Consider the following 25416-nt stretch of genomic DNA (forward strand, 5'->3'; position numbering starts at 1 on the left):
AAGTGACTTGGGTTTGCTTCACACGTAGGCAAATGTGCGTGACACGTTAGCACAGTTACGTCGTAACCGTCATCGATATAACCCTGCACAATCTCCAACTGCGTTTCATAGATCGGCGGCTGCCAGATCGCCAACGGCGAATAGACCAACAAACGCTTCCGAGCCATCTAACCAACCATTCCCTGAAACACTGGGCTCGCTTTGACAAGAGCATCGTATCCGCCCTGATCAACGAGCCGACCGTCGGCCATCACAAATAGGATGTCGCAGCGCCGCACGGTGCTAAGCCGATGCGCAATCATGATCATTGTCTTGCTACCCCGAAGTTCGTGAATGACGTCAGTGATTTCCTTCTCGGTGCGATGATCCAGTGCCGCCGTGGCTTCATCCATTACGAGAACTTCGGGATTGTGATACAATGCGCGCGCGATTCCCACACGCTGCCGCTGGCCCCCGGATATGCGAACGCCGCGCTCTCCGACAAACGTATCCAGCCCCAGCGGGAGCGAGCGGACGAGCATGTCAAGTTGGGCCTGGGCAATCGCTCGCCATACCGCTGCATCATCAATCTCCGAATCCGCCAGTCCGAAGGCGATGTTACGACGCAACGAATCGTCCGAAAGATAGATTGTCTGCGGAATGTAACCGATCCTTCGCTGCCAGTCCCGTACGCCCGTCTCGATATTGATTCCATCGACTAACACGGCGCCTGCAGTCGGTTTTAGCAATCCCAGCAGGACGTCGATGATCGTAGTCTTTCCAGCACCGGATGCGCCAACGAATCCGACCGACGCGCCTCGCGGTATGACCAAGGAAATATCCCGCACACTGGGAGCGTCCGCGCCCGGATACTGATACGTTACGTCGCGAAGCGTGATTTCACTCTTCAGAACCACGTCGCCGCCGGCAGATGCCCGCTCATCGGCATGGGTCTCGGTGACGTCGTGGTAAACAACATCCACGGCGTGGCGATGGTAGCGCAGGTAGGTTGCAGCGCCAACCATTCTGTTCATGGATGGCATCAAGCGTAACGCCGCAACCGCGAACAGCGACATCCTGGGCAGGATGCTCTGTATGTCGCGGCCTGCGGCAACCATGACCACCACAGCCACCGCCATACCGCACATCGCAATCGTTTCGATCAGGTAACGTGGAAATTCATTGAGCATCTGCAACATCGTTCCGGCACGTACCCACTCGGTCACGTTCCGGCCGTAGGCATCGAGAAAGAATGCCTCCCGCCCAAGAACCTTAGTTTCCTTGATCCCGCCAAGCCCCTGGTTCACCCACTTGATGAGCTCTGCCCCGCTCGCCTGTTGACGTCGGCCGAGCCTGCTTATCTTGCGTCTGATGGTGCCATAGTAGGCGGCCGTTGCGCCAGCGATAAGCGCCAACGCGACACCTGAGGACAACGGATCTACCGAGAACAGAAGAACACCAACGAGGATCAGAATCAGCAGTTCCGACATCAGGGCGATGAGCGGCAGCAGCACGCCGCTGAAAACCTGATTCACCTCCGAATTGATATTGCGCAAGAGCTCGGCTGTATTGCGCGTCAGGTGGAACGTGTACGGGCTGAACAGATACGTCCGTAACAGTCGCGTTGACAGGGTTACCTGGCGACCTGCAATAAACCGCCGTTGCACATACGTCATCGCGAGCAGATAGCCATTCTTAAGTACGAAGAACAGCGCCAGCGTGACGGTGGCACGTACCAGCATCTCGGAGTCTGTTCCATTCACGAACCACCGGCCATGATGACCCGCAAGGAATTTCCGCGCCGCCGCTGGAGCATTGAGCAGCGCGACATACGCGGGGATCAGCGCCACGCCCACGGTCTCGCCCAGCGCGCCAAGCACGTTTAACGCCAGGACGAATATCAGACGTACCCGATCCCGGCCGGGAAAGAAGGCGCCCAGCTGGCGAAGAAGAGTCAGCATGGTCGCGCACGGTGCACTCTCGCCGGCACGTTATCGAGATCGGAGCGTGGCTGGATTAATCCCGCCACGAGGCGCCGCGCAGCCCCGAACACACCGTCAGAACGAGGCCCACGCAACGATCCTGTCCTTCGATATTCGCCCGCAATTCGTTCACGGCACTCTGTGACGCGTTCAATCTCCAGCCATCGACGCCATTCCGCGCGAGCGGCCAATTTGCGCGCTCCCGGGAAAAAGGATGCGCCCTTGGCCAGAATACCCCACACGATGCTGCTGCGAGCGGCCCGTGTTGCTTCCGTCCGGCAATACGCAAGCGATCGGCCGTCCAGCCCTCCGGTTGCACTCGCGCTAATGTGTCGATCGGCATTCGCCCGCACAACGCTCCAGACCCGAGTTGCCGCAGCCCCGTCGACAATCCCAAGATAGGGCTCGCAGTATCGTTGTCGCTTCAGCTTCACGTCTTCAGTCAGTGCTGCTACCGGAGATTGTAATCGTTCGTACAAGTCGCTACGAGAGGTTGCAACCTCGATCGCATCGCCCATTTCATGGAAGGGCAATAGCAACGTCTGGACTCGCTCGACATTCTCCGTCCAGAACGTGTAGAGCACTCGCTTGCCGGCTATCATCGCTTCCGCGATCGCGGTCGTCTGGAAGCCGACCACGGTATCGACCGACAGTAGAAGCGATCTCGTATCCACGCCAGCCGGCAAAATGAACGTATTCGGCACGTGATTCACGCGATTCACAAGGTGCGCCAGTTGGCTCGCATTCTGCTGCGGATGTGGCTTGATGATCAGCGTGAATTCTCCCTTCGCAGCGAGGTCGAGCAGCACGCTTTCCGTCTCCTGATGCAATCGCTCCCACGGTCTGTGCGCCGCTCCCAGACTGCGCTCCTCCGCGTACGCGTCAAGATCGTAGGATAGGAACAACACGGTAGGCCTACCGGCGCTTGCATCCACACCCAGCACTGAGAGATCTGCAGCTTCTGTTCGCGAACAGTACACATCGAAACGCGGCTGCCCTAGGATTAACACCTGCTCCGGTCGCGCACCGCACGCAACCCAGAAGTCTTTCGACTTCTCACTGCAGACGGTCATTACATCGCCAGTGAATGGAAACCAACGCCGCATCTCCATGGCGTGGTGCTCCAGCGATTTGGCGGACACACCAGACTCCTTTTGAACGACAACGATTGCTATCCCCATTTCGCGAACGGTGTCGATGACGTCTCTTATATAGAAGAACGTATCCGACGGCAAGACGAGTACGTCGAAAGGAAACGTCAGGTAGAGCTCGGAAGTCAGATGCATGGCCAGCTTTCGATACATTGCGCGCTGGTTGGCGAATTCCGGTGCATGATATCGCGAGAGATCAGCATCGAATACGTCCCGGGGAAATATCTCCCGTGCGCGCGACGCAAAAAATTCTGCCGGAACGAGTCTTACGATATCGTCGTCGGAAGCGACCCGCGCAAGCGCGTCGATGTCCTGCTTGAAGTGGTGATCCAGGATCAATACCTTCACCCTGCGACCACCACGCTTCGAACGTCGGTGTTTCGTGAGGTCGTTCGTGCGACCGCCGGTCGCGTGCCCTGAGTACGGTCGCAATCGCCGCGGACGTGCTGATGGCTCGGCGAAGCATCTCGCTGCACTCGCCAGGCGACCGGAGGCGCCAAAAATCGAGCGCCCGGGCGCCGGGTGAGGCGAAAGTCTGGGGCGCGTCCGACCCGCGATAGGTCAACAGTGCACATTCCGGAATCTACGCCACTGCTTGCCATGCAACCGTGAAATATATCCGCGATGTACCGCCAGGGGAAAGCTGGCCGGCGCACCCCGCGCTCATAGAGGGCACTGCAACTCACCTGGGCTGGCGGCTCCCCGCCGACGCATCTGCCGCAGCCGCTATACGCTCTGCGATCTTGCGCCCGCAGCTCGCCTTGGTGTGGTGGCTATCCAAAAAATCTTCGGCGACGCAGCCGAGATCAGATGGGTCTCGGAGATTTATATACTCCGCCCCTGTACGGTGAGCCATTTCGCCCAAGATTTTATCCACTTCATCGAGATTGCGCGCGGTGTTGGGATTTGAGCGAAGCGCGGCGTATGTAACGGGGTGATATGGAGGAGCCACTACGACCACCGATTCTCCATCGTTCCGGATGTGTTCGATAGCAGCCTCCAGGCGGAACGCCCGCGAGCGATCGACGACGCGCCACTCCGCCATCGAATGAGTATTGAGCGATAGATATGTCGTCGCCTCGCTATCGACGACCGCCTGAGGATTCCGAAGCCCCGGGCAACTCACGTAGTCGCCAACGGCGGTTCTGATGTACTCCTCGGCGGAAATCCGGCTGCAATACTCCGCAGGTGTCGCTCTAACAAGCCAGGGACTTATGGGCTCCGACGCACGATGAGCTCGGCGAACGAACAGAAGCGTCTCGCGCAGTGTCGCAAATGTCAAACGCTCCTTGAATGTCGCCCACCATCGTAGAGGTCTTTGAGCGTAGACCTGGACACCTTCGCCCTCAGCCCGGTGGTACGCAATGTATTCCGCCGTCAGACTACGCCATCGCTGATCGTCAATCACCGGATTAAGAAACCAGGCATCGATTCCGAGCACGACGATTGGCGGTTTATGGGGCGCATGGTCCAGCAATACTGTACTGGCTTCGAAATCCTCTATCGTCGGAGCAGACAGCCAGCCATTCAGTACAGTACGTCGTGGAAACATCGCCTGGCTCAGGCCACCCAATGTGCTACTGCTCAGGATCAGCAACTGCTCGTCTGCGCGCGGATCGAGTAATCGTTCCTTGAGCCAGGCGCGTTGGTCGAAGGCGTCTTGCCAAACTAGCAAGTCGGAGCCCGTTTGGGCCGTCGCCAGTCGCGTTATCAATGCACCCTGGTCCAGAGCCGAGACATCGTAATGCGCATTGATCGTGTACGTTACCACGCAAACGGCGCAGACAGCCGCTACGAACAACGCGAATGAACGTCTCGGCACCCCAGGGACACTTGCCGGCGTTCCTTCCATCAGAACTGGAAGTACAGGAACTTCGACGAATAGTTCATCATCACGAGCGCGACACCAGCGACAGCGCCAATGAAACCGGCCTGCGTTAGCGAAAGTGTCGACATGTCGCGCTGATACACGTTCCGCATCGTCATCGAGCCGACAACGGCGGCCAGGATCAGAAGCGCCATGTGCGGCGATACGGCCTCTAATGCACCCAACCCGCGCATGCCAGCGAGGCCTCCGAACCATCGACCAGCCAGTGACAGCGTCGGCGCTCTGAAAAACACCCACGCAAGTGTCATTAAGAGATACGTCGCGACGCGGCGCCACCATTCCGGCCACACGTCCCAACTCTCCGAGGTTGCGTGATAGCCCCAGAGCAACAGACCGTGGAATAAGCCCCACATTGCAAAAGTCCAGTTGGCGCCGTGCCACAGCCCGCCGAGAACCATCGTGATCATGAGATTTACCTTCGTTCTCATGTCGCCTTTCCGATTACCGCCTAACGGGATGTAGAGGTAGTCGCGCAGCCACCGACTCAACGTTATGTGCCATCGCGTCCAGAAATCGCTCGGGCTAGTCGCCTGGTAGGGGCTATTGAAGTTTTGAGGGAGTTCGATCGCGAAGAGCCGCCCCAGACCGATCGCCATATCGGAGTACCCACTAAAATCGAAGTATATCTGTACCGAGTAACCCAGCAGGACCAGCCACGACGCGACAAACCCTTGCGATCCGATGGTTGCGATTACGGGATCGATTGCATTGCCGACTCGATCAGCAATCAGCACTTTTTTTGCCAGCCCCACTGCAAACAGTATCAACGCAGCTCGCCAACGTGGTGTAATTCCACGCTCGGCGATACGACTCAATTGGGGGATCAACTGGTGGTGGCGCGTCAGCGGACCCGCGACGAGATGGGGGAAGAAGGCGACGAATGACAGGTATTTGAGAAAATTTCTTTCTGGCGGGCTCTGACGTCGGTAGATGTCAATAACGTACGATATCGTCTGAAACGTGTAGAACGATATTCCTGCGGGAAGCACGACCCTGAACAGGTCCACCCATGCAGCATTACCAGCGTGCGGTGAAACGACATTGAGCGCCGATTCGATGGTTCGCGCAATCAGCCCGGAGTACTTGAAGTATGCGAGCAGCCCCAGATTCGCCGTAAGGGACAGAATCAGATAGGCTCGGCGAACGCGCGGATTGGACGACGCGCCGATACGACCGCCGACCCAGAAATCGAGGGTCGTCGAGATTCCCATTGGTATTAGGAACCACGAATGCCCGGCGAACGCGTAAAACACGCAGCTCGCCAGCGCAATCCAGAATAGCAACGCATTCCCGCGGAGCAGCAGGGCAACGCCCAGCACTACCGGAAGGAAAAGAAGCAGAAACTCGAATGAGTTGAACAGCACGGCGCTAGAGCGTCAGCGGACTAACCCGCCAATACTAGCTATGGGCTGCGCTGAATGCACCGTTGTCAAAGTTGAGAAAGACAAGTGGCTTGGCGTTGGGGGCGGCGAGCATATCGGCCGACACGCTGACATAGGGATACTGTTGTAGCGGCGCCGATTCCCACACCACTCGACGGGCACCGAAGGGCGGAATCGTCGCAGCGCTCGACGCCACTATTTCTCCGTTTCCTGTAACGAGTCGTAGATCCGTGACGGAGTCCACGGTCGTTGGATTCATCAACAGCAGTTCGAAGGAATTCACGCGTAACGGCCACAGGAGCATGTTCGACTGCCAAGTGGGCCGATCCGGAAGCGCGCTGTACTTCGCTGTTTGCGGATGGATTACCGAAATCGAGCGCATCGCCTGATCATGATACGCGGCGTAAAAGAAGGATCGTACAGTTCCCAAATGTCGATCGCTGTAATCAAAATGTCTCGGGGAGCGGATTCGAGCCGAGAGAATTCCTAGCTCTGGTAATGGAGTACGCATAACGTCTCCCAATACCACATCCGCCGTTCCAGCCACGGGGACCTCGATCGTGGCGCGTCCGGCGATCGATCCGAGAGCGTCGTGCAAAACGAGGTCATAAATGCAGGGGTGCGCGGTCCCGGGGGCATACAAAGACGGAAAATTCACAAAAGTGTATCGCGTCGTCTTTCCGAAGCCGTTGAGGAAGAATTGCAGAACGGGATCGCCAAGCTTCAGGTTCCGGGGCAGCCAGCGGAGAATTTTCCGGGACCCCATTACGCGACGCACAAACGAGCCGGGTGCCGTCGACAACGAGGGAAGCGACACTATCGTGCTCCAGCAGTATGCAGCGTGGACAGTGCTTCTGTTCGAACGCGGGCAAGTCCTTCGGTCACGTAGTAGTGTGGAGAAAGTGAATGCTCGAGCGCGAAATTTCCGGTGACTTGATTTACGACGAACGTCATAATTGCGTACATACTAGCGCCGCCGCGAGCGACGACGTTGACAAGCTGAGGAACATCAGAATTCCCGAGCTTCCCTCGCAGCGCGGCACGAACGTCGAAGAGCAGCGCGCTGTTCTGCGGCTCGTCATACGTATCCGTGGACAAGACCTCGCCGGCCGTAGACAGGACCGAAACAACCAATGGCACTGCTTGCGGTTCAGCTGCCGCGAATGCGCCAACGTTGGCGAACGCAACGAACGAGTTTACATCCACACTGATCCAAGCCTTGGGAGCGAGCAAAATGATTGGTGACGCCCGACGGCCCGGCTTGACTAGCGGGAGCTGATCATACAGCAGTGAATCGAACACGCCCGTACGATGATTCTCATACGAGAGATGGTGTTCCTGCGCAAAGTAGGCATCCGATCCATCTGCTGTACGACAGCGCGCGACGACGAGCCGATCGGCGCCAACGGGAGCCAGCGCCGCGCAGGTTCTCTCCGACACCTCCAACACACCCCCGAACGGTATCGTGCCGAATTCGGGCTCGTGCGCGACCAACTCGCCGCGCTGGAACACCTGCAGCTCGACCCCGATATCGCCGGACTGACTTCCCGCAGCACGCGGTGTGTTTCGGAGATACGCGGCGACCCGCAACCCCGCAACCTCGCAGGTCGGAAAGATGAACTGACCGATCATCGAGTCGCCGTCGGAGGTATTCTCGTGATGGTCAGCCCCGAGCGCGGAATGCCGGCGTCGGAATCGGACCGTCCAACTCCGCGGCCAGATCCGCACCCTCGGCGATCAACGCCCCAACCCGCTTGAATCCCTCAGCGTACGCGCCCAGTACAGCTTCGACGGCCGCGTTGTCGAGCGCAGCGCAAATATTGTGCGTCGCCAACACCAGCACGCCGCGCCGCGTTACTTCCTGCGTCCATGCAGTCTTCAAGACCGGGTCGTCAGTGCCTTCAGCGCTCAGGAAACGCATCAGCGACCAGTTGTGATGTCCCAGCATCTGGAACCTATCACTCAGACCGGCTTGTGCTGCGAGTGATCGTGCACCGTCGGAAAGCCGCTTTCCGGCGGACTCCATGCGCAGATACGCGTCGGTGTTCTCGAGGATGTCGAGCACTGTCATCGATGCTGCCATCGCTGACGTATCGCCCGCAAATGTGAAGCTCACGAATACATCATCGAAAGTGCGCATCACATCCGCACGTCCGACAATGCAGCTGATTGGATAGCCGTTGCCCATCGCCTTGCCGAACGTGGCGAGATCCGGTGTTACGCCGAACATCTGCTGCGCACCGCCGAGGCCAAGATGGAAGCCCGTGCAGATCTCGTCGAATACCAGTAGCGCACCGTGGCGATGCGTAATATCGAGAACGCCCTTGAGATAACCATCAGCCGGCCAGAAGAAGTTGAACGGCTCCATGACCACTGCGGCGAACTCGCCTTTGTGCGCGGACAGAAGCTGATCCAGCGCCTCAAGGTTGTTATATGGAAATGTGTGCGTCAGCTCGCGGACCGCTGCCGGAACGCCCGCAGTACGGGACGTGCTTCCAATGTACCAGTCCTGCCAGCCATGGTACCCGCAAACGGCGACTCGCTCACGCTTGGTAAATGCGCGTGCAGCACGCACCGCTCCTGCCGTGGCATCCGACCCGTTCTTGCCATACTTCACCATCTCGGCGCACGGGATGATGCGCGTAAGGCGCTCCGCGAGTTCAACCTCGAGCGGATGTGCGAGCGAAAAGCTATGCCCCTTGGACGCCTGCTCATAGGCGGCGCGATCTACATCCGGGTGGGCATACCCAAGGATGTTTGGCAGCAAGCCCTGAATGAGGTCAATGTATTCGTTGCCGTCGACGTCCCATACGCGAGCACCGGCCCCATGGTCAAGAAAAACGGGCGAAACACCACGAATGTGCTGGCGCCAGCTCTTGGAGTATGTCTGCGCACCGCCGGGTATGACCCGCGAGCTACGTGTGAGCCAGGCCTCGCTATTCGCCAGAGGGCGAGGTTTGGCCTTGTCACCCGTCGCCGCGTCAAAAAGAGACTTGTAATACCCTTCGTTAGCGATTGCTGTAGCGGCTGTCGGCGCAAGCTCTGCGACTACGCCCATGATTGCCTCATAAGTATGTGGACCTGGCCCGAGTCGGTCGAGCTCTGACCAGATAGTTCGAACATATTCCAGGTCGGCGGGATTATCCACCGTCCAGCGCAAGTGTGCACCTGGCGGACCGGACAGGTGCTGGAAATATAAACGCCTGACTTCCGGCGCCCGACGCACGTACGGTGTGACGTGCTCACGATCGGGACCCGACGTCCCACGCAGTAGCGCAGTCTCGAGCACCGCTCTCGTCATCACTTCGACGTCCTGCCCGTCCGGACGCGAATACGGGTCGACGTTGCAGGCGTAATCGAAGTCGCCTGCCTGAAATGCCTCGACAACGTCATCGATCGTGTCGCCGCTGTGGAGCGGGCAGTCACCTGTCAGCCTCACGACGACGTCCGCGTCGTTTTCCCTCGCCGCCTCGACGAAACGTGAGAGAACGTCGTCAAGGCTTCCGCGGAAGAATGGAATCTCATTCTCTGACAGCCACGCCGCGAGCGGATCGTCCGACACGTCCACCGATGTTACGACGACACATCGATCCACCCTTCGCGCAGCGGAGACCTGATCAACCACACGCGCGATCATTGGCCGGTCACCGATCGGCAGAAGCACCTTGCCCGGCAGCCTGGATGAGCTTGTGCGGGCCTGGATAAGGGCTACGACGCGCGTCATCGCTTCGAATCCCAGGTACGAGGGTCCAACACCGTCTCAGCGGGTGCCGGCACACGTGCGATGTGGTCCAGAAATTCGTCGACGCTACGCTCCGGCGCTTCCAAAGCCGCTGGGATCGGCATCAAGTCTTCTGGCTTGTCCGCGCCCAAGACAATTTTGTCGACTGGCCTGGAAGCGCGGAGGACCGCCGCTGCGAGCAGCGCGGCCGCAGGGGTTCCGATCGCGGCCGCGGCTTGGCCCACCGCTTCAGCCAGTCTGCCGCTACCTGCGACGCGAGCGTCCGCGACAGATGGCGCATCGAGCAGCAAGCCCTGTAAAAACACCGAACGGTAATGCATCTCTCGCGAGTCGTCCGAGAGTGCGATCATCGCACGCGAATCAAAAACGTTGGCTGGCGCCTGCACCACACTGACGCCATCCCGTGACCAGGCATCCAGCGCCTCTTGGCGTTCGTACACACTCTGGCCTGCGAGAGCATCCTCCATAACCGACGCCGCGTGCATGGCACTCCAGTTGCGCGCGCTGATAGGACCATGCGACAGGAGCGTAACCTTCCTGGCACCGTGGAACCTCCCGATCGCATCTGACGCCGCCAAACCGATCCTCTCAGTTGGTAACGTCGCCGCGATTTTCGTGATCACATGAGCAAACTGCAGACGACCGGACTTGCCAAGCCAGTCCGACAAACGAGCGGCCGATACGCCGTAGGCTTCCGCAGTGTCGAAGTTCCTGATCCCCATGTCCCACGCTGCGTCGAGGATTTCCTCCGCAGCGTCTTCCGACATCAGGCCCGACCCTCGTCTCTTGCCATAGGGAAGTCCGATCTGCACCGTACCGAGTACGATGCGATCAAGCTTGAACTCAGGAGCCACCAATCAGCTCGCGTCCGAAATGGTGTCCCAGGACAGAGGTGTGCCACGCACGACGTCGCGCACGACACGCCGTCCCAGTACAGCATCGAGGTACCGTGGCGACATCCCAAAGCCCGGGCGAATCGACCGTACATTTAGCGGCGTCAATGGCATGCCCGCTGCTATGTCTTCTACCACGTACAGCGACCGGCGGAATACCGCGCTTCCCTCCTCCGCGACGCCGGGACCGAATGTTGGTCGCCCGATCATCGCCTCTGCTCTCCGCACGTCATCGACCATCTCCCTGAATTCGCTTGGCTCGAGCGAAAAATGACTGTCCACGCCGCCGTCAGCACGCGAGAGCGTGAAGTGTTTTTCTATGAAACATGCTCCCAATGTCACCGCGACAACTGCGGCTGTTGAACCGAGACTATGGTCGGACAGCCCAACCGGACCTTCAGTGATCTCCGCCAGGCGGCCAAGCGTCGATAGATGCATCGAGTCGTCAGGCGCAGGATAGCTGCTAGTACAACGAAGCACGAGCGTCTCGACGGCACCCGCGGTTCGGAGCACGCTGATCGCGTGTGCCACCTCTTCGAGGCTCGCCATACCTGTCGATAAAATGATCGGCTTTCCGGTTGCGGCGACGGCCACAAGCAGCGCGTCGTCAACTATCTCAAACGATGCGATCTTGAATGCAGGAGCGCCAAGTTGGGAGAGAAAGTCGACAGCAGTCGCGTCGAACGGCGTGGAAAATATCTGCAAGCCACGCGACGCCGCGACATCGAAGAGTCGCTCATGCCAGTCCCATGGGGTATGAGCTACGTCATATAGCTCGTGGAGAGACATGCCACCCCACGGTCCAGTACCTCCCACGATGAAATCCGGTCGGTCGCACTTGATTGTAATTGTGTCCGCAGTGTACGTCTGGAGCTTCAACGCATCAGCGCCTGCATCGGCAGCCGCATGGACGGTTTCAATCGCCCGCCCCAGGTCACCGTTGTGATTACCGGACAGCTCGGCGACAATGTAGGCCGGGAAGTCAGCGCCTATACGCCGCTCCCCGATTGTTATGAATGGCAGTGACATAATGGCATTTCAGCTTGACGCGGTAGAGGGGGTAGCTGCGGTAAACCGGGCGAGATCGATGTCGTAGATGAGCGCGGGGACACCGGACTCGCGCGTTTCCGCCGCGACGTGGAATCCTGCGGCTTCGAACGCACGACGCGACGCGATGTTAGCCGCCTTTACCAGACCGCGAGCAGTTCTCACATCGGGGAATCGCGCGTGAAGATGCTGACATCCCTGACGCAGAAGATAGGAGCCGAGCCCTCGCCCACGCGCGTGCCCTGCAAGCGAGAACCCTATCAGAGCAACGTCGTTCGCAACGTCGAATCGAATCTGGCCGACGGGAGTGGGAGCCTCGAGAACAAGCATGAGCACGTCTGGGGATTCCAATTTCCTCGTGAACCAGACGCGGTGCGCATCGATCGGGATTGAGTTACCATCGAACGACATCTTCCGCACGTCCGGGTCGTTCGCCCATTCAAAATACAAGAGGACGTCTGTCGCTGTCGCCAGCCTCAAGGACGGCGTGATTACGCTTGGTGATACCGTCATGCGGAAAGCATGATTTCGGCGACACGTGCAGCGCCCTTGCCATCCGCGATGCTAAATGCTGCACGCGACATTCCGCTGAGGTCAAGACGCCCGGACAACGCATCATCAAGCGCCGCCGCAATCGTGGAGGATGTTACATCGCCGGCGTATCCCAGATCCCGACATGCGCCATGTTCGGACACGTCCTTTACAACCCGCCGCTGATTTTCCGCTGTCACGACCACAAGGGCGGGCAAGCCTACGCAGCAACGCTCCCAGGTCGCCGTCCCTCCAGCGCCTACGCTGATATCCGCGGTCGCCATCAGCTCAGCCATTCTGTCCGTCTGAAAGTGAAATGTTACCGAAGGCATTCCGGATACGAGGGTGCGGATGGCACCGGCTCTCGAGTTGCCACCGCCAACGACAACGTCAAACTGCGCATCCGTAGGCTCCAGCAGTCCGATCGCTTTAATCGCCTCGGTCGTCAGGTCAAAGACATCGCCACCACCGAAAAACAACAGTACTCGTTTCACCCGCTGGCGTACGAGCGCACTTGCATGAGCCTCGGCGAACGCCGGACGCAACAACGCGAATCGCGGACCGAAAAGCAGACGACAGTCGGGTGGCACGCGTGAGGCATATCGCCGCGCACCGTCGTCGGAGAGATTCTGATCGAGCAGCAACTCGCATGCGTGCGGACGGTCCGCAAGGTCGTCAATCGCGAATACTCTTGTCCGGTCGCCACGGGCGGCACGTTCCCACCCTGCGTCCAGGTCGTAATGATCAACAACGAGCCACGACGGCTCGTGGTCCATTTCGAACCACCGGCGCGCGATCTCTGCGGCATGGCAATCACATAGTCGATCTTCGCGCAGCGTCGGCGGCAATGAAAGCACCTCCATTGCGTCGGTTGACCGCGCCACCGAGCCGGGGAGGTCCCGCGTGAGGAGCGTGGCGCGAACTCCGCGCGCAAACAGCGCCTCTGCAAGTGCACCGCAACGACTGATATGGCCCGCGCCGATATCCGCCGAGGAATCCGCGCGCATCAGCACTCGCATGATTTACCAGCGCCGTCAGCCGAAAACCGCCTCGCACCGCGATTCATCCACACACCACCGCCCTGACGGTATCGCACACGTATGCGACCTGATCGTCCGTAATCCCCTGGAACATCGGGATGCTCAGTTCCCGGGCGTACCATGATTCCGCGGCCGGCATCGATATGTCGCCATATCGAGCTCTGTAGTACGGCTGCCGATGAACGGGGATATAGTGCACCTGGGGTCGTATGCCGCGTCGTACCAGCTCATCGAAGACCGCTGCACGATTCTGAACCAGCACTGGAAAGAGATGGTACGCATGGTTGCGCCCCGCGCGCTCCCCCTGCAATTCCAATGTTGAGATGCCGGCAAGTTGCTCCCGATAAACACGGGCAACCTCACGACGACGCTCCAGCCACCCACGGTGCTTTGTGAGCTGGCTTGTGCCGAGCGCGGCCAGCACATCCGGCATCCGATAGTTGAAGCCCAGAGCTTGCTGTTCGTAGTACCAGGGGCCGTCATGCTCATGCAGCAGGTCATTCCGCTTGGTAATCCCGTGCGAGCGGAACACCGCCGCGCGATCGGCGAGCGCCGCGTCATTGGTAAGCAGTGCGCCACCCTCGGCGGTTGTCACGTGCTTCACCGGGTGAAAGCTGAGGGCCGTGAATGCCGAGACCGAGCCATCACCGATCGTGTGCGTCGTTTGCGCGGAGTCGGTCCACGTTGCGCCGGGAGCGTGACATGCATCCTCGATCAACGCGATTCCGTTTTGCGCGCAAAGCGCCGCAAGTCCGCCGACATCACATGGCATTCCAGCATAGTGCACGGCGACGACTGCGCGAACCTTCGCGCGACGCGGATCGGACCGAAGAAACGCCCCAAGGGCCTCTACGGAAATGAGCCCGGTGTCGGCCTCGACATCGACGAATGCCACGTCCGCACCGCAGTAGAGTGCGGCATTCGCGCTCGCCACAAAGGTGATCGGAGGAACCACCACAACGTCACCTTCAGTGATACCAAGCGCCGCCATTCCAGCGTGCAGCACGGCCGTTCCCGAGTTCATTGCAAGCGCATGGGAAGCACCAAGTGTACGCGACAGTGCTCCCTCGAAGTCGGTGACTGAAGGCCCCTGCGTCAGCCAGTCACCGCGCAGCACCTTCACCACCGCTTCGATGTCGTCATCCCCGATGCACTGATGTCCGTACGGGATTGGTACGTTGCCAGGCGGCTGCATCGCCACGCTACGCGACCCCGGCCGGTTCGGCCAAGCCCACCATGGCCCTCAACTCTTCCGCGGAGAGCCAACGATCATTTCGGTCGCTGCTGTAACGAAAGCCTTCGGAACAGAGTCGTCCGCCGTTGGCAGCGCAATCATCTGCGGTCCATTGATGGAAGGATGGGAGAATCGCGAAATAGTCATCATACTCGACCGTATTCCGGCTGTCATCTTCGCCTACCATCAATTCATGCAGTTTCTCGCCGGGCCGGATACCAATGACACTTGTCTCGCATTCGGGTGCGATGGCACGGGCGACGTCCATGATGTTCATGCTCGGAATCTTCGGAACGAATACCTCGCCGCCGTGCATCCGCTTCAGACTGGCGAGCACGAACTCCACACCTTGCTCCAGAGTGATCCAGAACCGTGTCATTCTTGGATCCGTGATCTGAAGCTTTCCGGTGTCGCGAGCTCGGAGAAAGAATGGAATCACGCTCCCGCGGCTTCCAACAACGTTTCCGTATCTAACCACAGAGAACCGGGTTGCATGCGCGCCGGCGTAGCTATTTGCTGCCGTAAACAGCTTGTCCGAGCAAAGCTTGGTCGCCCCATAGAGGTTTACCGGTCCTGCGGCCTTGTCAGTACTGAGCGCCACAACTTTGCTCACACCCCGATCAATCGCGGCGTCAACGACGTTGGCGGCACCCATGACATTCGTACGAATCGCTTCGATTGGATTGTACTCGCAGGCCGGCACCTGCTTGAGTGCTGCCGCATGCACCACTACATCGACTCCGTCGAACGCTCGATACAGGCGATCTCGATCTCGCACATCCCCGATGAAATACCGGAGACAGGGGTATTTCGCTTCTGAGAAGCGTTCCCGCATCTGGAACTGTTTCAGCTCATCGCGACTGAACACGATCAACCGGGTGGGCTTGTATCGATCGAGCACTGTCTGGACAAATCTCTGGCCGAACGAGCCAGTCCCGCCCGTGATCAAAATCACCTTGTTATTCAGCATTTCCACCCATTCGTTACGGTGTTTCCCGAGCCGGATTGTGAACTGGCCGGTTGAGTCTCAATCTTCCTGGCTAAACTTATCCACTTGACGGCCCCGCATGGACCGACCCCTGAAACGTGGCCTAGCAGCGCTGAGCGGCCGCGAGATACCACCGGTAGGTATCTGCGATTCCCGATCGAAGATCAATCGTCGGCGCCCAGCCGGTGGCACGGATCCTGGAGGAATCGAGCAGTTTCCGGGGCGTTCCGTCAGGCTTGTCGGCATCCCAGCTAACGGGGCCGTCGTATCCGATCACAGACGCCACCAGCTCCGCAAGCTCTCGAATCGTCAGATCCGACCCCGACCCGACGTTGAACAGGCCAGTCGCATCGCTGGACAACATGTGCAACGCGGCCGCAGCCAGGTCGTCTACGTGTAGAAACTCCCGCATGGCGTTGCCGCTACCCCACAGCCTCACCGTGGTAATATTCCCGTCCGCGGCCAGCATCTTCGCCTCGTGAAACTTCCGAATCATGGCCGGCAACACGTGGCTGCTCTGGAGGTCGAAATTGTCGCCTGGCCCATACAGGTTGGTGGGCATCAGCGATACCCAGCGTCGGCCATGTTGACGATTTGCGGCGTCCACGAGTTCCACGCCGGCAATCTTCGCAATCGCGTAGGGCTCGTTTGTCGGCTCGAGAGAGCCGGTCAGCAATTCCGACTCGCGAATCGGCTGTGCTGCCAGCTTGGGGTAGATGCAGGAACTACCGAGGAACACAACGCGCTCGACGCCATGCTCTAGCGCTGCACCGAGGACATTGGCCTCGATGAGGAGGTTCTCGTAAAGGAAGTCCCACCTGAAGGTATCGTTGGCGAGAATCCCGCCGACCTTGGCGGCGGCCAAAAAAACGCAGTCTGGCTTCTCGCTCGCGAAGAACTCGTGAACGCGGCGCTGGTCACGCAGATCCAGCTCATCTCGTCGACGTAAGATGAGGCCACCGGCACCGGCCCTGCCCAATGCCCGAACGATTGCAGAGCCGACCAGTCCCCTGTGCCCAGCAACGAAGATCCGCTGGCTAGGCATTTCTACGCCACAATGCTTGCTAGCACTTCAAGAGACGGATCCAACGTGAACGGCGTGCCCGCCTTCAACGCAGCGTGATCAGCGTCCACCATCATTTCAACGAGCTGACGAAATCCGACTCTCGGCTTCCAATCCAGCCTGCGCTCGGCCTTCGTCGCGTCCCCGATCAACAGGTCCACTTCGGTGGGGCGAAAATAGCGTCGGTCAACCGCGATTATTTCTCTTCCCGTTGACGCATCCACCCCCACTTCGTCTTCGCCCGATCCTCTAAATTCCAAGGAAATTCCCAAACGCCGAAATGCACATTCACAGAACTCCCGAACCGTGTGAGTTTCGCCGGTGGCAAGTACGTAATCGTCGGCGGCCGCATCCTGGACGATGCGCCACATGCCTTCGACGTAATCACCGGCGAAACCCCAGTCGCGCTGCGCGCTGAGATTGCCTAGATAGAGTCTGTCCTGCAGCCCCTCATATATCCGAGCGGCAGCCATGGTAATCTTGCGCGTAACGAATGTCTCGCCGCGAACGGGTGACTCGTGGTTGAAGAGAATCCCATTGGACGCATGGATGCCGTATGCCTCACGGTAGTTCACCGTAATCCAATACGCGTAGAGTTTTGCCACGCCGTAGGGGGAACGCGGATAGAACGGGGTATTTTCGTCCTGCGGGATTGCTTGAACCTTACCATAAAGCTCCGATGTGGAAGCCTGGTAAAATCGAACACGATCCACCATCCCCAATATCCGTATTGCTTCCAGCAGGCGTAACGTACCCACCGCGTCCGAATTCGCCGTGTACTCGGGCGTTTCGAATGATACCTGCACATGACTCTGCGCGGCGAGGTTGTAGATCTCGTCCGGCTGTGTCTCCTGAACGATGCGAATCAGATTGGTCGCGTCGGTGAGATCGCCATAGTGAAGGTGAAACCTGGAGCGCACGTCGTGGGGGTCGGCGTAAATACCGTCGACTCGTTGGGTATTGAACAGCGACGAGCGGCGCTTGACGCCGTGGACGGTGTATCCCTTCGCAAGCAGGAGCCTGGCGAGATACGCGCCGTCCTGCCCGGTAACGCCAGTGATTAGTGCCGTTTTCATTAGGAGTCCAATATATCACGGAATCGCATTACCAATGGGGGATCGCTACTACGGTCGCGAAGCGGCTCCAATCCGCCCAAGGCCGGACCGGATGCTTCGCGCAAGGGCACCCCATTGACCACGCGGTGTCTGCGGCGGACGCACGAAATTGAGCACCGGCAGAAGTTGTCCGCGAAACTGCGCTTTGTAGTGAGTAATTGCGCGTTCCTTTTCGGATCGCTCGCTCGCATCGAACCGCCCCAGTTCAAAGGTGGTAACACCGATTGACGCGCAGACGGTTATCGCTGCGTGCAGCGCAAGAGGGTTTGCTCGCGCGGACTTGCCCGAGGCAGTGCTGGCGCCGCTCCAGTAGATCGCCCGACCACGGAACGCATGGCATGTCACGCCAGCGACATCCCGGCCGGATTCATCGGTGACAAGGACCACGACGTCGGTGCCCCCGCCGCGCTGCACCGCCTCGCTCAGGCCGACCCAGTAATCGAGCGTGTGGGCCGTCATCCCCGTCCTGGCGTAAGACTCCACCTGCACCGGCATGTAGCGGCGATATGCATCCACGATCGCGGCGTGCGTCGCGTTATTGTCCAGGATCCTTACCTGCACGCTCAGTCCGCGGCGCAGCGCCTGACGTATTTGATTGCGGATGTCACCGTCGTACTGTGCCAACAGCTTGTTGTCGAGTGAGGCGCCATCCACCACAGGCGCGCCCGCCCCCGGATTCACGAGCCCTGTAGAAACTGGCAGGATACGTGCGTATGCAGGGCGTTGCTGATTTCGGTCGTCCCAAAGCAGTTGGGCAAGAAGCGTTGTTCGCCCTGGTGTCGCATATCCTGATGCCTGAACGCTCTGCTCTATACGAAATCCAAGCCCACGATTCACGTTGACCAACTGCTGGAATGCAGTTACCGAAGCCCGTAAGACTGACTCGCGATTGCTATCCGGAAAGAGCGCACCACTATATCCGGTCGATATCCATCCTCCGCGTGAATCTGGATGAATGGGGATGCCGAAGACGGGGGTTCCCTGGGAGCGAACCACGAGCATGTCAGCAGCGCCATTTTCGCGCCGCGCGAAGCCGATATAAGGGGGCGAATGGTATATTGTGCTCTCCGGACTACGCGCAACGAATTCAGAACAGTTGGCTGGGCAGTCAGAAGCGCTCACCAAGCGCCCGTCGAATTCTGCAGGTATTAAAAGGCGGGCGGCGCCCACGCGGACCGTCTGGCAGTCGTCGGAAGAGCGGGTCTTGGGTCGTCGTTTCACCGATCAAAGTTAGCGCCGCAACTTCGGCCTGCATACCGACGAGCGGCCCGTCGTCCCTCTGTGAGCATGCAAATAAGCCTACGTATACGCAACTTCGTAAGTCTGGTTAGGTCCGGTAAGTTCCGCTACCTTGCAAGCTATTATCTGGACCGAATTCGAGTGCACCCTGCCACCGCAGCCTACACGGTCGCGCTCGATGTCAGGTACGCGCGGCGGTTGCTCGGTGGAGACTTGCCGTCCCGGTTCGGTCGGTTGGGTGCCCAGGCTGTCCATCATACCAGTTATGCGATTCTCGACTTGATCTTCGCAGTGGCAGAGCCGCGTACGAACGATGTTCTCGTCGACGTTGGCTGCGGCAAGGGCCGCGTGGTCATTTACTGGCTACACAGGAACTACGGCCGACGAATTGTAGGGCTCGAGATAGACCCTGACATCGCCGCACGTACGGCCCGCCAATTTCGCCGCTTCCCGAACGTAGAAATTATCGCCGGCGATGCGATCATTAACATTCCCGATGATGGCACCTTCTTCTATTTGTACAATCCGTTCACGGAGGAGAAGGTCGTCGAATTCGAGAGTCGCATCGCTGCATTGCCCTTCCGGGGCCAGATTCGTGTCATCTACTATAATCCAAATTTCCTGGAAGTTTTTCGAACCGACCGCTGGGCCCGCCGCGTCGTCCAGCTTAATGGAATGCTGGATCGCGGCACGCTGAAGCGATTTTGCTTTCCAGTTGCCATTCTCGACCGAATTCACGCAGTCGCTGGCGATGGGTCCGATGAACGCCGATAGCTGGCAGACGTGCGTCAGATGACGATCGTCCTGCTCACTCATGCCTTTCCGCCGGACCCCGCCGCCGTTGGCCAGCATATGGCTGACCTTGCAGGCGTACTCGCGAAGAAAGGGCACCGAGTCGTGGTGATAACTTCCGACAGGGGATACGACGACGCGAGCATTCGGTTTACGCGCAACGAGACGACACCTGATGGTGTCCAGATACATCGACTGGCCCAGACATCCTTCGGCAAGGCGACACTATTCCATCGCGCGGTTGCTATTGCGTCGTTCATGGCGCAGTCAACCGTGGCCGTCGCGCGTATGCAGAATCTCCGGGGAATCGTCTACAGTACGTCGCCGCCGTTCATAGGTGTGATCGCAACTGTCATTGGCAAGCTGCGAGGAGTGCCGACCGCTTTTTGGGCAATGGACCTCAACCCAGACCAGTTGGTCGCGCTCGGCAAGCTAACGCCGAGAGGTGTGCTCACACGCATGATGCGAGCAGTGAATCGATTTACGCTTCAGCGCGCGGCTGTTGTGGTGGCGCTTGACCGGCTCATGGCCGCTCGACTCGCAGCCCAGGGTGCCGAGACCGACACGTTGGTAGTAATTCCTCCGTGGTCCCCCGACGAACGACTCCACGCTGTCCCTCGCGCGGAAAATGCATTCCGTGCCCGATACGGTTTGAGCGACTGCATCGTGGTCATGTACAGCGGTAACCATACGGGGTCCAATCCGCTGACGACGCTTCTGGCGGCCGCCGAGGCGCTACGGGATGTTTCGCATCTCAAATTCGTGTTCGTTGGAGGCGGTAACGCAAAACACGAGATCGAAGAACTGATAAGCCGCGGCGAACTGCCTAATAGCTTGTCCTTGCCGTACCAACCTAAGTCAGACCTTGCCGCATCGCTCAGTGCCGCCGACGTGCACGTCGTGTCGCTCGGCGCGCAAATGGCAGGCGTCATACATCCGTGCAAGGTATACGGCGCAATGGCTGTTGCACGGCCGATCCTGTACTTCGGCCCTTCACCGTCGCACGTCTCCGCGATTATCGACGAGTGCGGCAACGGGTGGAACGTACAGCATGGAAACGTCGGTGGCGCCGTCACCATTCTTAATAGGATTGCGGCGAGCCGCTACGCCGAGCTCGATGAGATGGGTGCTCGGGGGCGCATGGTCATGAATACGCGCTTCCAGCCGGCCGCACTGGTCAACGCCGTCGCCAACGCCATAGATCGCGCGTTTGCAATCAACCGCGGCGCAGGATTGTGAAGGTTCTCGTTACCGGGGCAGCTGGTTTTGTCGGGCGCCGCCTCTGCCGGGACTTGGGCGGTGCCGGCCACGTTGTCCGCGCCCTCGTACACAAATCAGATAGCGCTGGCGTTAATGCGACGGAGATTATTACTGGCGACATCACCGATCCCGCAATCGCCGCTGCTGCGACGAAAGGTGTGGAAGCTGTCGTTCATCTCGCTGGGCGCGCGCACGTGATGAAGGATCGCGCTGCCAATCCGCTCGCCGAATACCGTCGTGTGAATGTTGACGGTACGCGTGCGGTATTGGACGCGGCCAGTCTGTCAGGCGTTTTATACTTCGTACTTGCGAGCTCCGTAAAGGCGGTCGGCGAGATGTCCGACGGCGCGTGGAACGGTGCTACGATTCCCCACCCGCTCGATCCTTACGGCATCAGCAAGCTCGAAGCTGAGGCGCTCCTGCGAGAGCGCGGCGGCGCAGTATCGACGTGCATTTTGCGCTTCCCTCTCGTCTATGGCCCTGGGATGCGTGGGAACATGCTAAGGCTGTTCGATCTCATTGACCACGGATGGCCTATACCGGTGGGAACGAACAATTCTCGAAGCATACTATTTGTGGGCAACGCAACGGCAGCGATAACACGTGTACTCGAAGTGGCTTCGGCATCAGGCCGTTTGCTGCAGGGTGGTCCGTTCTTCCTCGCCGATGGGCCTGCGACGTCGACGGCCTCCCTGGTGCGTGAAATCGGCGATGCGCTCGGGACGCAAGGCCATACTCTGCACCTGCCAACTGAACTGCTCCGTCGAGTTGTAAGTCGGCACCAATCTGCATCATCGGGATCCACTCGCCTCGGCGCGATCATCAATCGTCTCGGAGGATCGCTGGAAGTTGACGAACAGGAGTTCGGGAACGCCTTCGCCTACACCCCGCCGTTCACGCGTGAGAGTGGGTTGGCCGAAACCGCCCGATGGTTTCGTTCGCAATGAGATCCGCCATCGGCGCCGTTGCTATTGTCGGAGATGTAGCAATCGGAACAGCCGCGATGTGCGCAACCTGGATTGCGACACGTTACATCCTTGCTCATGCGTTAAGGAAGTCCATACTCGACATTCCGAACGAACGCAGCTTGCACACCACCCCGACTCCGCGCGGCGGGGGAGCCGCAATCGCATTCGTTGTACTTGCCTTCGCATTGCTCCTCGGCTTCACTGGGGTTCTCGCCGGACCGATAACTATTGCCGTTGTTGGCGGCGGATGCATGATTGCAACAGTAGGCTGGCTGGACGACCGCCACAGCATTGGAGCTGGAGCTCGCGCTTTCGTACACTCGGTGGCTGCTGTATGGACCGTCGCGTGGATTGGCGGGATCCCGACCCTTACATGGGGCGAACACGCCGTCCACGTAGGCCTCGTCGGAAGTGTGCTAGCGGTCATCGCGATTGTCTGGGCAACCAACTTTTACAATTTCATGGATGGAATCGACGGCCTGGCATCCGCAGAAGCTGTCGCCGTGGGGGTCGCCGGTGCCGTACTGTTAACGCTGGCCGGGTCCTACGGGTTGGCCCTGCTGGTCACGACTGTCGCCGGAGCGGCCGCGGGGTTTCTAGCGTGGAACTGGACCCCAGCACGCATTTTCATGGGGGATGTAGGAAGCGGCTTTCTCGGATTCCTTTTCGGGGGGCTGGCAGTGATATCGGAGCGGGCTGGCGGCGTGCCTTGGTACGTCTGGTTTGTCCTCCTCTTAGCCTTCGCAGGCGACGCTACGGTAACGCTCATCCGTCGGGTCGCTCATGGTGATTCCTGGCACACGGCGCACAGGCTTCACGCGTACCAGAGGCTGGTTCAGTCGGGCCTGAGTCACTCGCAGGTCGTGATTCGAGTGACCCTGCTCAATCTGTTGCTTACAGCGGTCGCCATCGTCGTGTTCGTGCGACCGGTGCTTACGTGGACGATACTGCCGTTGGCGGTTCTAGCGACATGCGCGGCGTACCTCGCCGTCGAGCATCGGCTCGGCATGTGGGTTGTGACGCGAGCCGACGACGGAAAGGTCACATCTGATGGCAGTGGTTCGACTTAACATCTTTGTCGGCTCGAACCTGATAGTTTTCGCCTGAGTCGGCCGCACCGCCGTCGAATTCGCTCGTTGAACAGACCAGAGACCTGATGCGCCATTACCCTTTAGTCCGAAATCGCTACCTGATCAGCATTGACGCCGTCGGGCTCGTCCTGGCTGCGGCCCTGGCTTATGCACTCTGCATGGGGTCGCTCGGCGTCGGGCTCGAAAGTTACAAGGTGGTCTTGGTCTTCGCGCTTCTTGCAATACCCATAAAGCTGCTTGTATTCGCCGTTACGGGCCTCTACCGCCGGATTTGGAGTTATGCCAGCGTCGCCGAACTAGAGCGTATTATCGGCGGCCTCGTCATCGCCACCCTCTGCGCCGCCGTCGTCGGCGAGCTTGTAATCCCATTTCTCAAACTCGGCTCCCACGGCGTCCCCCTTCCGATCCTCGCGATCGACAGTCTCCTCACCGGCGCCTTCATCATCACGCCGCGCCTCTTCTTTCGCATCCGTACCTGGCACGGCCAGCAGCGACGCAGAAATGACGACGTCCGCGCCATCATCGTTGGCGCCGGCGCCGCCGGCCAGATGATCGCCAAGGAGCTGCTGACGAACCCGAAGATGGGTCTGTATCCCGTCGCCTTCGTCGACGACGACGAGCGGAAGGCAAACCATCGGCTGAATGACATCCCAGTTCTTGGTACGATAGCGGACATCGGCAAGGTCGCACACGAGCGCGATGCCGGCGCTCTGGTAATCGCGATCCCGTCAGCCCCCGGCTCCCTTACCCGCCGCGTGGTCCAGGCGGCCTCGGACGCCGGCCTCAAGACACGCACTCTCCCGCCGCTTTCGGACGTTCTGTCCGGCCGCGCATCGCCATCTTCCCTGCGCGACGTCCAGATCGAGGACCTCCTCCGGCGCGAGCCGGTCCAGACCGACCTCGCCGCTGTCCGGAACCTTGGCAAGGGCCGCACTGTTCTGGTTACCGGCGCCGGCGGGTCGATCGGGAGCGAGCTCTGCCGGCAGCTGGCGCAGCTCGAGCCCGCGATGCTGGTCATACTTGGCCACGGCGAGAACTCGATCTTCGACATCCAGGCGGAGCTCCGCACGTCCCACCCGGGTGTGCCTGTCGTGCCCGTGATCGCGGACATCCGCGACGCTCAACGCATGCACGCGATCTTCGACGACTGTCGTCCGTACGCAGTTTTCCACGCGGCCGCCCACAAGCACGTGCCGCTCATGGAAGAGAATGTCGTGGAGGCGATCACCAACAACATTCACGGCACCACCAACGTCGTGAACGCCGCGATCGACGCGGGGGTGGAGCACTTCGTCCTCATCTCGACCGACAAGGCGGTTCGCCCAACAAGTGTCATGGGCGCAACGAAAAGATTAGCCGAGCGTGTGGTGCAGCACGCAGCTGTGGCGCACGGGCGCAATTTCGTCTCTGTGCGCTTCGGAAACGTGCTGGGAAGCCGAGGGAGCGTCGTGCCGACGTTCTTCCGTCAGATACGTGCTGGCGGGCCCGTAACGGTCACCCACCCCGAGATGCGCCGCTACTTCATGACGATCCCGGAGTCGGTACAGCTGGTCCTCCAGGCTGGCACGCTGGGACTTGGCGGCGAGGTCTTCGTGCTGGACATGGGCGAGCCGGTCAAGATCGTCGACCTGGCCACGGATCTCATCAGGCTCTGCGGTTTCGAGCCAGGCAAGGACATCGACGTTCAGTTCACCGGCATCAGGCCGGGCGAGAAGCTGTACGAGGAGATGTTCTTTCACGAGGAGCACGCGGTTCCAACGAACCATCCCAAGCTGCTACGCGCCAAGAAGGCCGGAATTCCCGATGGCCTCATGCGTCGTATCGACCGGTTGGTCGCGGCGACCGACACGTCGGACGAAGAGGAGCTCCGAGAGATGCTTGTAGCGCTGGTGCCAGATTTTCAGCGCGAGGCAACGGGCAGCGATTACACGGCGCGCGACGTCATCCAGCTGCGCCGTACGGGCGACTTTCGCGCAAACAACGCGTCGTAGGACGGGGTGAAACAAGACGTCCTCTGCTGATGCGAGTGAT

21 protein-coding genes are annotated in these 25416 nt (G+C 59.5%); 5 read left to right on the plus strand and 16 right to left on the minus strand.

Going from position 1 to position 25416, the window contains the following annotated elements:
- Positions 1-167: 167 nt before the first annotated feature.
- The 16 genes from V4529_09025 to V4529_09100 form a co-directional block, all read right to left on the minus strand.
- On the minus strand, positions 168-1940 hold the full coding sequence (locus tag V4529_09025; GenBank protein MES2358471.1) for an ABC transporter ATP-binding protein: 1773 nt from the start codon (positions 1938-1940) through the stop codon (positions 168-170).
- Positions 1934-3460, minus strand: a complete 1527-nt coding sequence (locus tag V4529_09030) for a hypothetical protein (GenBank protein MES2358472.1) — start codon at positions 3458-3460, stop codon at positions 1934-1936. The genes V4529_09025 and V4529_09030 overlap by 7 nt, the downstream gene beginning before the upstream one ends.
- Before the next feature lie 334 nt (positions 3461-3794).
- On the minus strand, positions 3795-4964 hold the full coding sequence (locus tag V4529_09035) for an SGNH/GDSL hydrolase family protein (protein ID MES2358473.1): 1170 nt from the start codon (positions 4962-4964) through the stop codon (positions 3795-3797).
- Complete coding sequence (locus tag V4529_09040) at positions 4964-6364, minus strand: MBOAT family O-acyltransferase (protein ID MES2358474.1); 1401 nt, start codon at positions 6362-6364, stop codon at positions 4964-4966. The genes V4529_09035 and V4529_09040 overlap by 1 nt, the downstream gene beginning before the upstream one ends.
- Positions 6365-6398: 34 nt before the next feature.
- Entirely contained in the window at positions 6399-6764 is a 366-nt protein-coding gene (locus V4529_09045) for a hypothetical protein (GenBank protein MES2358475.1), read from the minus strand.
- Between the two features lie 434 nt (positions 6765-7198).
- The gene (locus tag V4529_09050) at positions 7199-8014 is read right to left on the minus strand and encodes a hypothetical protein (GenBank protein ID MES2358476.1); all 816 of its coding nucleotides are present in this window, start codon (positions 8012-8014) and stop codon (positions 7199-7201) included.
- 31 nt (positions 8015-8045) lie between these two features.
- Positions 8046-10106, minus strand: coding sequence for an aminotransferase class III-fold pyridoxal phosphate-dependent enzyme (locus V4529_09055; protein MES2358477.1), 2061 nt, complete (start codon positions 10104-10106; stop codon positions 8046-8048).
- Complete coding sequence (locus tag V4529_09060; protein ID MES2358478.1) at positions 10103-10978, minus strand: aldo/keto reductase; 876 nt, start codon at positions 10976-10978, stop codon at positions 10103-10105. The genes V4529_09055 and V4529_09060 overlap by 4 nt, the downstream gene beginning before the upstream one ends.
- 3 nt (positions 10979-10981) lie before the next feature.
- A complete protein-coding gene (gene pseI, locus V4529_09065; GenBank protein ID MES2358479.1) occupies positions 10982-12040 on the minus strand; it encodes a pseudaminic acid synthase in 1059 nt (352 codons plus the stop codon).
- A 15-nt stretch (positions 12041-12055) separates the two neighbouring features.
- Entirely contained in the window at positions 12056-12577 is a 522-nt protein-coding gene (locus V4529_09070; protein MES2358480.1) for a GNAT family N-acetyltransferase, read from the minus strand.
- The gene (pseG, locus tag V4529_09075) at positions 12574-13602 is read right to left on the minus strand and encodes a UDP-2,4-diacetamido-2,4,6-trideoxy-beta-L-altropyranose hydrolase (GenBank protein ID MES2358481.1); all 1029 of its coding nucleotides are present in this window, start codon (positions 13600-13602) and stop codon (positions 12574-12576) included. Before pseG ends, V4529_09070 begins: the two co-directional genes overlap by 4 nt.
- Before the next feature lie 55 nt (positions 13603-13657).
- The gene (gene pseC, locus V4529_09080; protein MES2358482.1) at positions 13658-14830 is read right to left on the minus strand and encodes a UDP-4-amino-4,6-dideoxy-N-acetyl-beta-L-altrosamine transaminase; all 1173 of its coding nucleotides are present in this window, start codon (positions 14828-14830) and stop codon (positions 13658-13660) included.
- A gap of 7 nt (positions 14831-14837) precedes the next feature.
- Complete coding sequence (gene pseB, locus V4529_09085; protein MES2358483.1) at positions 14838-15839, minus strand: UDP-N-acetylglucosamine 4,6-dehydratase (inverting); 1002 nt, start codon at positions 15837-15839, stop codon at positions 14838-14840.
- Positions 15840-15960: 121 nt separating this feature from the next.
- A complete protein-coding gene (locus V4529_09090) occupies positions 15961-16902 on the minus strand; it encodes a GDP-L-fucose synthase (GenBank protein ID MES2358484.1) in 942 nt (313 codons plus the stop codon).
- A gap of 2 nt (positions 16903-16904) precedes the next feature.
- On the minus strand, positions 16905-17996 hold the full coding sequence (gmd, locus tag V4529_09095; GenBank protein ID MES2358485.1) for a GDP-mannose 4,6-dehydratase: 1092 nt from the start codon (positions 17994-17996) through the stop codon (positions 16905-16907).
- Between the two features lie 48 nt (positions 17997-18044).
- A complete protein-coding gene (locus V4529_09100) occupies positions 18045-19037 on the minus strand; it encodes a GNAT family N-acetyltransferase (protein ID MES2358486.1) in 993 nt (330 codons plus the stop codon).
- Positions 19038-19322: 285 nt separating this feature from the next.
- Here V4529_09100 and V4529_09105 point away from each other — a divergent pair, with 285 nt between their 5' ends.
- The 5 genes from V4529_09105 to V4529_09125 all read left to right on the plus strand — a co-directional run bounded on the left by V4529_09105 (position 19323) and on the right by V4529_09125 (position 25376).
- Entirely contained in the window at positions 19323-20048 is a 726-nt protein-coding gene (locus V4529_09105) for a methyltransferase domain-containing protein (protein MES2358487.1), read from the plus strand.
- An 18-nt stretch (positions 20049-20066) separates the two neighbouring features.
- Entirely contained in the window at positions 20067-21305 is a 1239-nt protein-coding gene (locus tag V4529_09110; GenBank protein MES2358488.1) for a glycosyltransferase family 4 protein, read from the plus strand.
- Positions 21302-22273 (plus strand): NAD-dependent epimerase/dehydratase family protein, encoded by a 972-nt coding sequence (locus V4529_09115; GenBank protein MES2358489.1) that lies wholly within the window; start codon positions 21302-21304, stop codon positions 22271-22273. The genes V4529_09110 and V4529_09115 overlap by 4 nt, the downstream gene beginning before the upstream one ends.
- A complete protein-coding gene (locus V4529_09120) occupies positions 22270-23364 on the plus strand; it encodes a glycosyltransferase family 4 protein (GenBank protein MES2358490.1) in 1095 nt (364 codons plus the stop codon). Before V4529_09115 ends, V4529_09120 begins: the two co-directional genes overlap by 4 nt.
- A gap of 86 nt (positions 23365-23450) precedes the next feature.
- Positions 23451-25376: a nucleoside-diphosphate sugar epimerase/dehydratase gene (locus V4529_09125; GenBank protein MES2358491.1), complete on the plus strand. Its 1926-nt coding sequence runs from the start codon at positions 23451-23453 to the stop codon at positions 25374-25376.
- Positions 25377-25416 lie beyond the last annotated feature (40 nt).

It is taken from the genome of Gemmatimonadota bacterium (assembly GCA_040388625.1).
Classification (GTDB): Bacteria; Gemmatimonadota; Gemmatimonadetes; order Gemmatimonadales; family Gemmatimonadaceae; genus Fen-1247.

Coding starts and splice junctions, on each gene's coding strand:
- V4529_09025 (MES2358471.1), bottom strand. CDS start 1,940: ATGCTGACTCTTCTTCGCCAGCTGGGCGCCTTCTTTCCCGGCCGGGAT.
- V4529_09035 (MES2358473.1), bottom strand. CDS start 4,964: ATGGAAGGAACGCCGGCAAGTGTCCCTGGGGTGCCGAGACGTTCATTC.
- V4529_09045 (MES2358475.1), bottom strand. CDS start 6,764: ATGCGCTCGATTTCGGTAATCCATCCGCAAACAGCGAAGTACAGCGCG.
- V4529_09050 (MES2358476.1), bottom strand. CDS start 8,014: ATGATCGGTCAGTTCATCTTTCCGACCTGCGAGGTTGCGGGGTTGCGG.
- V4529_09055 (MES2358477.1), bottom strand. CDS start 10,106: ATGACGCGCGTCGTAGCCCTTATCCAGGCCCGCACAAGCTCATCCAGG.
- V4529_09070 (MES2358480.1), bottom strand. CDS start 12,577: ATGACGGTATCACCAAGCGTAATCACGCCGTCCTTGAGGCTGGCGACA.
- pseG (MES2358481.1), bottom strand. CDS start 13,602: ATGCGCGCGGATTCCTCGGCGGATATCGGCGCGGGCCATATCAGTCGT.
- pseC (MES2358482.1), bottom strand. CDS start 14,830: ATGCAGCCGCCTGGCAACGTACCAATCCCGTACGGACATCAGTGCATC.
- pseB (MES2358483.1), bottom strand. CDS start 15,839: ATGCTGAATAACAAGGTGATTTTGATCACGGGCGGGACTGGCTCGTTC.
- V4529_09090 (MES2358484.1), bottom strand. CDS start 16,902: ATGCCTAGCCAGCGGATCTTCGTTGCTGGGCACAGGGGACTGGTCGGC.
- gmd (MES2358485.1), bottom strand. CDS start 17,996: ATGAAAACGGCACTAATCACTGGCGTTACCGGGCAGGACGGCGCGTAT.
- V4529_09100 (MES2358486.1), bottom strand. CDS start 19,037: ATGCTCGTGGTTCGCTCCCAGGGAACCCCCGTCTTCGGCATCCCCATT.
- V4529_09105 (MES2358487.1), top strand. CDS start 19,323: ATGCAAATAAGCCTACGTATACGCAACTTCGTAAGTCTGGTTAGGTCC.
- V4529_09110 (MES2358488.1), top strand. CDS start 20,067: ATGACGATCGTCCTGCTCACTCATGCCTTTCCGCCGGACCCCGCCGCC.
- V4529_09120 (MES2358490.1), top strand. CDS start 22,270: ATGAGATCCGCCATCGGCGCCGTTGCTATTGTCGGAGATGTAGCAATC.
- V4529_09125 (MES2358491.1), top strand. CDS start 23,451: ATGCGCCATTACCCTTTAGTCCGAAATCGCTACCTGATCAGCATTGAC.